The 221-nt window shown below is 51.6% G+C and carries 1 tRNA gene and 1 rRNA gene; both read right to left on the bottom strand.

What is annotated here, in order from left to right:
* Window positions 1-2: 2 nt before the first annotated feature.
* Window positions 3-79 (bottom strand) — tRNA-Ile (locus JOY50_RS28930).
* A gap of 86 nt (window positions 80-165) precedes the next feature.
* Window positions 166-221: ribosomal RNA gene (locus tag JOY50_RS28925) — 16S ribosomal RNA — on the bottom strand; the annotation flags it as partial.

Here is a 221-nt window from a genome sequence, read left to right as displayed (position 1 = left end):
AATGGTAGGTCTGGGCAGATTTGAACTGCCGACCTCACCCTTATCAGGGGTGCGCTCTAACCAACTGAGCTACAGACCTATAACAGGGTCGCGTTTACAGCATCGTCTTTTACAATGAATCAAGCAATTCGTGTGGGAGCTCATCAGCAGGCTGATGTCGTCGATTAAGGAGGTGATCCAGCCGCAGGTTCCCCTACGGCTACCTTGTTACGACTTCACCC

The organism is Pseudomonas sp. BP01, from assembly GCF_022760795.1.
Taxonomy (GTDB): Bacteria; Pseudomonadota; Gammaproteobacteria; order Pseudomonadales; family Pseudomonadaceae; genus Aquipseudomonas; species Aquipseudomonas putida_Q.
This window is presented reverse-complemented; position numbering and strand designations above follow the sequence as displayed.